This is a genomic window from Thermogemmatispora sp. (assembly GCF_019683755.1).
Lineage (GTDB): Bacteria > Chloroflexota > Ktedonobacteria > Ktedonobacterales > Ktedonobacteraceae > Thermogemmatispora.
Window position 1 is genome coordinate 1 of the sequence record NZ_JADGHT010000162.1, and the last position, 10,038, is coordinate 10,038.

The following is a 10,038-nucleotide window of genomic DNA, read 5'->3' on the forward strand; positions in this document are numbered from 1 at the left end:
GTACTTCTGCGGTTTACTGATGGCGCTGGCATAGGCTACACTGGCTCAGTCCCTCTTGTGGGGAGGGGCAGGCTATAGCTGCGGGTGGAGGCTGTCTTCATCCTTTCTCTCAACCTCCGCGAGCCGCCTGTTCTCGAGCTGGGTTGGCAATGCTGCGCTAGATCAGGCAGAAGACGAACACCGGTGGGGGAGCAGTAGCAGAGGTGGCTCCCAGCAGCAGCGTAAGCTGGTATTCCCGGTCAGTTTGCAGAGAGAGAAGGCAGGAAAGAAAACGATGAATGCAAGTGATGTCTTAAAATACGGTCACTTGACAGTGATGAAAACCCTGGAAGGTTTCCCTGAGTCGGCGCGGGGACAGAGCGGGGCCTGTGGCGTCTGGTCGGTCAAAGATATCATTGCTCATCTCGCCTCGTATGAATTGGTTCTGGTCGATGTCTTGATCTCTTTCCTTGAAGACGATCCTACTCCCTATCTGGGACGCTTCACTGAGTTGGGACCCCAGTTTAATGAGGCCGAGGTGGCGATGCGTAAGGAGTGTAGCTTTGATGAGGTGCTCCAGGAGTATGTCTCTGCCCACGAGCGAACGATGGAGCTGATCGCTCGTATCCCAGCGGAAACTTGCCGTCAGACGGGCACGCTTCCCTGGTATGGTGACCCGTATTCGCTCGACGACCTGCTTGTCTATATGTACTATGGTCATAAGCGTGAGCATAGTGCCCAGATCGCCGCTTTCCGTGATCGCCTTCGGTTAGGATAGCAACGAGGAAGGCTCGTGAGCCTCACCGCCTCTTTTCTTCCCGTGTCACTGTGCCGGTCAGCTTATCTGCTCGCCAGATCAGCAACGGGCCTTTTTCGCCTCTCTCCCCGACCCTCCTAGTCTATGCTATGCTTAAAAGAGCGGTCACCTCTTCGCGATGTCCCTTCCTCATCAGAGGCATAGGGCCAAGCAGCGATTGACGAGGAGCGAGCGACATATGGGACAGTTAGCAGTTGAGCTACAAGAGCAATATCGTGCTCTCCAGGCGTTGTTAGAGCGGCTTGATCCGCACGAGCCGCCCACCGCGCTTGTTGTGCCTCCTTCGCCGGAGCCGCAGGGTCAGATCGTTGTCTTTCCAGCCTCTTTTAATCCTCCGACAATGGCGCATCTTGCCCTGCTGCGCAGGGTCCAGGAACAGGTAGGGACAGATGCTAGCGTCTACGCCGCTATGAGCAAGCAAATCGTTGATAAAGAGCATGTCGAGCGCCCAACTCTGCTAGACCGTCTGCTCCTCCTGCAGCAGATTCTGCAGCAGAGGCTTGCTGGCGTAGGTCTGCTGCTGTTTAACCGGGGACTCTACGTCGAGCAGGCGGAAGCAGTCTACCGCAGTTTTCCTGCGGTCAGCCGCCTGACCTTTCTAGTGGGCTTTGATAAGATTGTGCAGATTTTTGACCCACGCTACTATCACGACCGCGATGCAGCTTTGCATCGGCTTTTTCAGCTTGCACGGTTTCTGGTCGCCCCGCGTGGTGCTGCTGGTGAGGAAGAGCTACGAGCGCTGCTGGAGCGGCCCGAGAATCGCCAGTTTGCCGAGGCAGTGCAAGCTTTGCCTTTCGATCCAGCCTACCGCGACATCTCTTCAACGCGCGTTCGTCAGAATCCAGCAGCCCATGCGAGTGACGTGCCTCCAGAGGTCTTGCGCTTTATCCAGAAGACCCACGCCTATGAGGCGCCCGCAATCTCGGGCGGTTCTGATCCCTACGAAGAGCATCTAAGAGCCGTGGCCGCCGTGCTTAAGAAGGAGGCACCAGGCGAAAAACGATGCGATGACTGCCAATCTGGATGATATCCCCATTGTTGAGGAGACAGCGTGAGATGCGTCGGCCATTGACAAACGTGCCCGTAGCCGAGCGCCGATCTTCCAGCTCGTAACGGCCATCTGGCAGTTGGCGAATGGTAGCATGCAGACGACTGACGGTCAAATCCTCCAGGAAAAGATCGCAATCGCGACTACGGCCAATCGTCATTTCGGGCAGCAGCTCAAAGGTGCGCGGAGCAGCCGCCACGTTGTCCAGTTCCAGACGTGCAATAACACTCGTTGCCGGATCAGGCTGCCTGGTCAAGTGCAGCTCTTTTCCTCGTGAAGAGGCTAGTTGGAACGGACGTGTACCCTCATGGGCGTAAAAGGTCAGACGTGTATTGCCGAAGCGCAGCTCATCCCCGTCACGTAGCAGTGCTTCTTTCACCGGTCGGCCATTGACGAAGCTATCACCGCTGCCATGATCGTCACGCAGCAGGTAGCCTTGTGGCGTATAGAGAATGCTCGCCTGCCGACGATGCACACTGATATCTTCTAAGAAGATATCACAGTCGCGGCTGCGGCCTATTGTCGTACACTCATTCCATAGCTCAACGCGCTTGTTCGGCAGCGGCTCGCGGTGAATCACCAGATAGGCGACCCCTGGCTGCTCTGAAGACTCTCGCAACATTTGGCGGCACTCCTCGCTGAGGCGTCTGTGTTCCCGAGTACGCTTCAACCAAAACACATTCCGCATGGACCAACATCCAGTTCTCCATTCTCACTTCCGTTACTGCGGGTTCGGTATACAGACACGTGGATAAAGGTAGCGCGCTTGACATCACCTTATTCACTCCTAGCGCTTGATCCACTGGCTCAGCTCGCTCGCCAGCAGTATCGAGATGGATTAGCATCCCACTAGCCACGCTAGACCACGCTAGACCAGGCTAGACCATCACCTATCTCTCGCGTGCAACGTTGCTTGCAGCCAACAGAAGGTAGAAACCCAATGAGAAGCTGATCAAGCGCTAGGCCGGGCGAGCAGAGTGCGCTTATTTCTTCCCTCCCGCATTGATTGTAGCATACCACAGACACCTCTGCTGACCCTGCCCGTTGGCCGAATACGGCTCCCACCCGCATTTCTCGATGGAAATAAGCAACCGGAAGAGGCAGACCTCCTGTTAATTCCAGCCGACATAGCGCAGCGCCTGAGAGATGCGCTGGCCCGCATGCACCGCCGCCGTGATAAAGTCGGAGAGGCGGGGGTGAAAGCGCTCACTAGGACCACCAATCGAGACGGCAGCCACTGCGGTGCCTAGATGATCAAAAATGGGGGCCGCTACTGCATCAACGCCTTCTTCCAGCTCGCCACAAGAGATTGCATAGCCCTGCATGCGTATCTGACGCAGCTCCTCAATAAAGCGCCGAGGATCAGTGATCGTGCGCTCCGTATAGCGCTCTAGCTTGATCTGACCAATCAGTTCCTTGAGGCGATGCTCCCACTGATAGGCAAGCAAAACTTTGCCCGTCGAGACGGCATGCGCCGGTAAATGCTGACCAGGCACATTGACAACGCGCACAAAGAAGTAGGAGTCCTCAGTATCGATGATGACCACCTCCATGCCATCAAGCACAGCCAGATGGACCGATTCGCGTGTCTGGTCACGTAGCTCCATTAAGATGGGCCGGGCTACCTTGCGCACAGCGTGCGAACTCAGTACGCTCGCGCTCAGCGCCGTCACATGCAAGCTGAGACCATATTTATGCGTATCCTCGTCCTGAACCAATAAACCCTCATTCACCAGGGCTGTCACCAAACGATGCGTCGTCGACTTGGGCAGGCCCGTCGCCTGGGCCAGGTCAGTGATCCCCAGCAGACGGCGACTATGAAAGGCGCGCAGCACACTGGCGATCCGATGGACAATCTGGACAGTCTTTTCTCCGTCCAGGGGCGCTCCATGCCGCATACGTCTCCCCCTTATACCGGCCTGCCAGGTTTGTTTGCCGGAATAGAGTGTCCCATAATCGATGAGTGGCAGTATAGTCAGACGGGCAAGGGAGTGTCAAGACTGGCATTCTCCTCGTAAGGCGTTGTATCATACACGGTGATCACTGCGGCCTCTTTTTTGGGGCCTTGTCTGGGCTGACTCAGTCTGGCCTAAGCGGCCCGGCCGCTACGAAGGTAGGTAGGCATCTGTATGAAGGAGTTTCAGCACCTATGACAACGCAACCAGGTCAGCAAGTCATCGTGGACTACGATGTCCCTGCTCGCATGCGCGATGGAACCACGTTGCGCGCCAATATCTATCGACCGGCTGCTGAAGGACAGTGGCCGGTGCTGTTGACACGCCTGCCTTACGGCAAAGATCTGCCTCTGGGAAACGCCATTCTGGACCCCGTCCAGGCCGCCAGACGTGGCTATGTGGTCATCGTGCAGGATACGCGTGGACGCTTTACCTCTGATGGCGACTGGGTACCAATGGCCAATGAGGCACGCGACGGCTTCGATACGATCGAATGGGCCGCCCGCTTGCCCTATAGCAATGGCCAGGTTGGGATGTATGGCGCTTCCTATTTCGGCTTCACTCAGTGGTCGGCGGCAATCGAGCAGCCTCCAGCCCTGAAAGCGATGATTCCGCTCTTTACCTGGAGCGATCCCTTTAATGGCGTGGTCTTTCGTGGTGGGGCCTTGGAGCTGGGCACAATGGCCCACTGGCAACTGCAGATGGGTATGGACGTGCTGATGCGCCGTTATCGCAATGATCCCCAGGCTCTGGGGCAGGCGATCGCTCTCTGGGCCAAGGAGATGGATGCCCTGGGCAAGGAAGGCTACTGGTCGCTGCCCCTCAAGGAGTTCCGTCCACTGAAAGCTCAGGAGATCGCTCCTCAGTTCTTTCTGGCTCTGGAGTTCCCTATGCAGCGCGCCGCCGCCGAATATATGAATATCAGTGGGAAACACGAGCGCGTGACTGTGCCAGCCTTCAATGGCGGTGGCTGGTATGACATCTTCTTGCAGGATACCCTTGAGCATTTCACGGCTATGCGTCAGCGGGGCGCTACGCCTCAGGCCCGCCAGAGCAAGCTGCTGATCGGTCCCTGGGCCCATACTTCGCAGGGTAGCCTGGTTGGGGAGCAGACCTTTGGTTTCGCTTCGACGATAGCCTTTATTAATCTGCAGCAGGATTTTATGACGTATCAGCTGCGCTGGTTCGACTACTGGCTCAAGGGCATCGAAAACGGCATTGCGCAGGAGGCGCCTATCAAGATCTTTGTGATGGGCGCTAATGTCTGGCGCGATGAGCAAGAATGGCCGTTGGCCCGCGCCGTCGAGACGCGCTACTATCTGCATAGCCAGGGCCATGCTAATACCCTTCACGGCGACGGCACTCTCTCCACCGAGCCGCCAGGCGATGAGAGCGCTGATCAGTATACCTATGATCCAGCTAACCCGGTGATCACGCGCGGTGGCGCTGTCTTGATGGCTCCCGAGTATCCTGCCGGTCCTTTCGACCAGCGGCCTGTAGAGAGTCGTGGCGATGTCCTGGTCTATACCAGCGCTCCTCTCCAGGAGGATCTGGAGGTCACCGGCCCGATCCGCGTCCACTTGTGGGCCGCCTCCAGCGCTCCCGATACCGATTTTGTAGCGCGCCTGGTTGACGTCCATCCCGACGGCTATGCCCAGAATTTGACGGACGGCATCATTCGGGCTCGTTACCGCCATGCGCCGCGCGGCGGTGAACCCATGCTGATCGAGCCGGGCAAAGCTTATGAATATGTGATTGATCTGTGGGCAACCAGCAATCTCTTTAAAGCAGGTCACCGCATCCGCCTGGACATCACCAGCAGCAATTTCCCTCGCTGGGATCGCAATCCGAATACCGGCCAGCCACTGGGAGCGAGCGCTGAGATGGTCCCTGCTCAGCAGACGATTCTCCATAATCGTGAGCACCCTTCATATATTGTCTTGCCAATTGTGCCGCACTAGCCGATCAGGAGAGAAATAGCTTTGCCATGATATGTGATGCTCCATAGATTGTCAGAGTAGATCTCGTGCCTGCTAGCTCAGGTGCGGCTGGTCATCCTGTGTCAGCGATCGCGGCGCGGCTGCGGTTATGTCCTGTGCAACCCTCGGTTGTCCCTGACGGAGCCCAAACCCAGCCTCTACGGCGCCTGATGCTGCGTCTTAGTGCCAAAGCTGTTGCTCAGCGTGCATGGCATGGGAGAATAGACCAAGATGATCTGCTAGCAGCAGTAACACCAGCAGGAGACCGCCCAGGAGCACCACTACGGCCAGTAATGTCAGTGTCAGGAAGAACATGCGGCCTGCGATGAGGAGCGATCCCGGCTTCGAGGGGATCACAAGACCACCCCCGGCCTCGGCGCAGTACTCGCCCTCTCTGAGCGACTCCGGCGCGGGAGCCGGTTCGCTCCTCTTTTCAGATGCCTCATCTCGCCCAGCCTGCCGCGCGGTGGCTGGCGAGGGTGTTTGTTTCTGCTTCTGCCGCCCCCCCTGCTCCTCTTGGATTCGTCGCAGTTGGGCCGCAGCCTTGAGGGTTGTCTCCTCTGGCTGGGGCGTGCGTCTCGGGGTCACCAGGCGCTCCTCTACCGCTTCAGGTAGGGCCAGACAGGCTGGACGATTGACTGCTACCGCTAAGGCTCGTACTTCGCTGCGCTGCTGAGATAGCTGCGTGTTTGCTTGCAGCCTGGCCTGGATCACGGCATCATAGGCCTGGGCAAAGGCCAGAATTGTTGGAAAGCGCTGCTCAGGTTTCTTCGCCAACGCCCGCAGAAAGACTTCATCCAACTCACGCGGCAAAGAAGGATTATAGACACTGGGAGGCGTTGGAGGAGTATGGTGATGATGATGTAGTAATTGGCTGGCTGTTCCCTCAAAGACAGCGCGACCAGTCACGAGCTGATAGATCATGACTGCAAGCGCATACTGGTCGGCTGGCGGCCCAACCGCCACCGCATCGGCCTGCGCAGGATCATCAAACTGCTCCGGCGCCATATAGAGCGGTGTTCCCACAGAGCGGTGAAATGAACGGCCCTGGCGATAGAAGGTTGCCAAGCCAAAGTCAGCCAGCAGCAGATGAGGTCGTCCGTGTGGAAAGATCCGATTCAGCAGGGCCGCCCGTTCAGCATCCACTGTGGGGCTAAGTGGACCGCGATCTACGCGAATCAAAAAATTGGTTGGTTTGATATCGCGGTGGACAATGCCATGATCATGGGCGCATTGCAGCGCCGAGGCAGCTTGGAGTAGATAGTAGCCGGCCTCCTCTGCTGAAATGGGCCAGCTAAAGCCATACTGTTGCGTCCTCCTCTGGAGCCACTTCCAAAGCGAGCCTTCAGAAAGGTAGGGCATCACTAGATAGGTAATAACCGTTGAGTCCGGCTCAAGTGTCTCCTCACCAAAATGATACAGAGGCAAAATATGCTCGTGTTCTAGCTCAGCGACAGCGCGTGCTTCGCGGATAAAGCGGCGAGCGGCCTGAATGCCTTCAGGAGAGAGGGGCGCAGAGCGGAGATCGCTACAGATGACCTTAATAGCAACCTTGCGCCCGATCCGTTCATGCTGTGCAAGATAGATATCCCCCATCCCACCACTTTCGAGGAGCCGTAAAAGACGATATCCACCGAGCGTCTTCCCCACCAACATATTCATTCTATTTGACCCTCACTACCTGGATAAGAGACAGAAAGCTCGCCAGGAAGCAGCCGCGAGAGAGGAACAGTGGTTCTCCCTGACGGGCAAATAGAGTTTTCTTGTTCCTATTGTATAGTATACAGCAGGGCTAGGTAGTAAGCCCGCAAGTAAACAGGCAGGCAAGCAAGCAGAGCTAAGAGAGCCAGACCGCTGGCGCCCTGTGGTTGTCAGCGCTGGCCGGGCTTAGGCAGGGATTGGCTAGGCTACCGCCTGCTCTAGTCGGGCAAGCGCTGCCGCAGCGGCCTCACGCACTGGAGGACCTGACTGGAGCAAATAGCGCAGGGCAGGTAGCGATTCGCGGTCCTGGTATTGAGCGGCCAGGTGACAGGCCAAAGCTGCTACCGCTGGTGCCTGATCACTCAAAGCTTCCCGCATGGCCATGCGGCTGATCCGCAGTTCACCCCGCCCGTCCAGTCTCATGAGCGCCTCTAGGGCGGCCTCGCGTACGACTGGATCGAAGTCACGACAGGCTTGCACGACAAGGTCAAGCCCCTCGCGAGTGGCTAGTTGAGCCAGAGCACGTAGCACGGCTACAGCGAGGATGCTGCCCGGTACATGCTTATCTCCCGGAGGCAGGGGCTCAGCCCGCTGAGCCAGAGCAAGACGCTCTTGAAGGACAATGACGTCCTGCAGTAGACGACGGTATGTTTCCAATGCTCTGCCCTCTCCCAGAGCAGCCAGGGCCTCGCAAGCCAGAGCAAGACGCTGCGCCTCCTCAGCACTTTCCAGACGACGAACTTGGGCTAAGATCTCAAGTAAGGGGGTGGACAGCCGCAGCTCGCGCAGATCTAGCAGCGTTTTGATAACCGGCGACCAGGCTCGCTCATCTTGGGCTGGGAGAGCTGCAAGCAGAATATCGCGCGCAGGTCCGTTCATCCAGCGCTCAATCTCTGGCATCAGAGGCAAAGAGTCGGAGACAGCCTTGACAATGCGCGGTTCGCGGACCAGACCACGCGCGATGCTAGCCCAGTAGCGACCGAGTAGCAAGGCGAGCTGGTGCAGCGCTACGACTTGCTGCCAGCCTCCATAGCGGCGCGCGCTTGTGAAGAGTGCCTCAGCCAAGGCTCGTAGCTCGCGCTCAAAGGCTACCGGCGGCTGCTCAGGTTGTACACTGGCACTACGAACGCTTTCCAGGAGGACATAGTAGCAGACCAGTGCCGCATGTTGGACGAGCTTCAACGGGAGCGTTGTCTCTGGGGGAGGATTAAGATAGGCCTCTAAAGGAAGAGCACTCTTATAAAGCGAGGGAGCTACATAGGCTTCTAGACCCCTGATACGCTCCAGAGCGACAGCCAGCAAGAGATCAAAGAAGCCAGGCTGTTTCAGCTTCAGGCAGGCTTCGAGTAGATCGACACGCGCCCAACCTTCTGCCTCCTTTAGAGCACGCACAAGCGTCTGACGGGCTAATAATGTATTCTGGTTCAGCAGAGCTTGTGCGGCATAGAACGAGAGGCGAGGATCAAGAGCCAGGCGCCCGAGCAGGGCCGTCAGCTCAGGTTCTCTGTAGTTACCAAGCATCAATACCGCTAGACGGCACGCTTTCCCCAATGGTGTATCAGCCGGGTTGCTTCCCTGGAGCGGGTTCTGTTCCTGGGGGTCGGCTTTCTCAATCAGCAACCGCCACACTGGTATCAGGATGCCGGCCCGATCAATCTCATAGAGATTGGTAACCACCAGGGAAGCCCATTGAGGGAGTGGGCTAAAATCAAGCAGCGACACCAGTCGCCTGGCTGCTTCTTCTAAGCTGCACGCACTCCAGCGCACATCGGTGAGTAGGGTTGTGACGTCGGTGCGGAGCCGACTCAAACGCTCTCTGACAGCCAACGATTCTGTGTCCAAAGGAGGCTGTGGCTGGCGAGCTAGCAGGTGTTCTAAAGTGACAGCCTGGTCAGGCGCTCCGCTCTGCTCTGGTTTAGTTACCGTTGCATCAGCGACGCCGTGCCGCTCGGCGGGTTCAACGGGTATGGCAGTTGGTGCGCTCTCTGCTTCCGCTAGCGACGCTCCTTCCTCTTTCGGGGGCAATAGTTTGTCTTCTGGCCTCATCTCAATGGCGCGCGTCTCCTTCTCGGGAACCGGCGGAGTCGTGCTGGCTTCCTGCCCCGACGCCGGCTCCGCTGGCTGATCATGATACATGTCTGCCATTTCTCGCTATCCTCATGCTTTTCGTATCAGGATGCGGATCAGCTCCCCTGCAACCGCTCATCATCGCAGAGACCCCAGATGCTCCTGCCTTACTTAAGCGAGACCTCTTCTTCACCTGATCCTACTTGGGTGGTGGGCAAGCTGCGCCGCCAGCGCAGTCATATGGCATCCTGTCGATGACGCCAGCGGTCAGCCAGGCTCTTCGCTATTGTATGCGCTTCCACTTTCTACGGTCAAGACTATTCTGGTATGGGCAAAGCCAATTTTCCGTATAGCATCCACGCTGGCACCTTTCCGCATCTCCCCCACTTTCTCCCCCTCTATCTGCGCTTTCTGTTCGCCTGGTCACAACGCCTGGCGAGGCAGACGCTGCCTGTGTGCAGCCGGTCTAGTATATAATTATAAGGGTGGTCC

At 57.4% G+C, this 10,038-nt stretch carries 7 protein-coding genes; 3 read left to right on the forward strand and 4 right to left on the reverse strand.

What is annotated here, in order from left to right; genetic code table 11:
• Window positions 1–274: 274 nt before the first annotated feature.
• Both IRZ24_RS11665 and IRZ24_RS11670 read left to right on the forward strand, forming a co-directional pair.
• Entirely contained in the window at window positions 275–757 is a 483-nt protein-coding gene (locus tag IRZ24_RS11665; RefSeq protein ID WP_297164261.1) for a DinB family protein, read from the forward strand.
• 217 nt (window positions 758–974) lie between these two features.
• On the forward strand, window positions 975–1,823 hold the full coding sequence (locus tag IRZ24_RS11670; RefSeq protein ID WP_297164264.1) for a hypothetical protein: 849 nt from the start codon (window positions 975–977) through the stop codon (window positions 1,821–1,823).
• Here the strand turns inward: IRZ24_RS11670 and IRZ24_RS11675 are convergent.
• A complete protein-coding gene (locus tag IRZ24_RS11675) occupies window positions 1,771–2,466 on the reverse strand; it encodes an FHA domain-containing protein (protein ID WP_297164266.1) in 696 nt (231 codons plus the stop codon). The genes IRZ24_RS11670 and IRZ24_RS11675 overlap by 53 nt on opposite strands.
• Before the next feature lie 490 nt (window positions 2,467–2,956).
• Window positions 2,957–3,742: an IclR family transcriptional regulator gene (locus tag IRZ24_RS11680; RefSeq protein ID WP_297164269.1), complete on the reverse strand. Its 786-nt coding sequence runs from the start codon at window positions 3,740–3,742 to the stop codon at window positions 2,957–2,959.
• A 251-nt stretch (window positions 3,743–3,993) separates the two neighbouring features.
• Here IRZ24_RS11680 and IRZ24_RS11685 point away from each other — a divergent pair, with 251 nt between their 5' ends.
• Window positions 3,994–5,760, forward strand: a complete 1,767-nt coding sequence (locus IRZ24_RS11685; protein ID WP_297164271.1) for a CocE/NonD family hydrolase — start codon at window positions 3,994–3,996, stop codon at window positions 5,758–5,760.
• Between the two features lie 198 nt (window positions 5,761–5,958).
• On the opposite strand, the gene IRZ24_RS11690 is transcribed toward IRZ24_RS11685, so the two are convergent.
• The gene (locus IRZ24_RS11690) at window positions 5,959–7,440 is read right to left on the reverse strand and encodes a serine/threonine protein kinase (protein WP_297164274.1); all 1,482 of its coding nucleotides are present in this window, start codon (window positions 7,438–7,440) and stop codon (window positions 5,959–5,961) included.
• Between the two features lie 240 nt (window positions 7,441–7,680).
• Window positions 7,681–9,624: a HEAT repeat domain-containing protein gene (locus IRZ24_RS11695; protein ID WP_297164278.1), complete on the reverse strand. Its 1,944-nt coding sequence runs from the start codon at window positions 9,622–9,624 to the stop codon at window positions 7,681–7,683.
• Between the last annotated feature and the right edge of the window lie 414 nt (window positions 9,625–10,038).

Coding starts and splice junctions, on each gene's coding strand:
- IRZ24_RS11665 (WP_297164261.1), top strand. CDS start 275: ATGAATGCAAGTGATGTCTTAAAATACGGTCACTTGACAGTGATGAAA.
- IRZ24_RS11675 (WP_297164266.1), bottom strand. CDS start 2,466: ATGTTGCGAGAGTCTTCAGAGCAGCCAGGGGTCGCCTATCTGGTGATT.
- IRZ24_RS11695 (WP_297164278.1), bottom strand. CDS start 9,624: ATGGCAGACATGTATCATGATCAGCCAGCGGAGCCGGCGTCGGGGCAG.
- IRZ24_RS11670 (WP_297164264.1), top strand. CDS start 975: ATGGGACAGTTAGCAGTTGAGCTACAAGAGCAATATCGTGCTCTCCAG.
- IRZ24_RS11680 (WP_297164269.1), bottom strand. CDS start 3,742: ATGCGGCATGGAGCGCCCCTGGACGGAGAAAAGACTGTCCAGATTGTC.
- IRZ24_RS11685 (WP_297164271.1), top strand. CDS start 3,994: ATGACAACGCAACCAGGTCAGCAAGTCATCGTGGACTACGATGTCCCT.
- IRZ24_RS11690 (WP_297164274.1), bottom strand. CDS start 7,440: ATGAATATGTTGGTGGGGAAGACGCTCGGTGGATATCGTCTTTTACGG.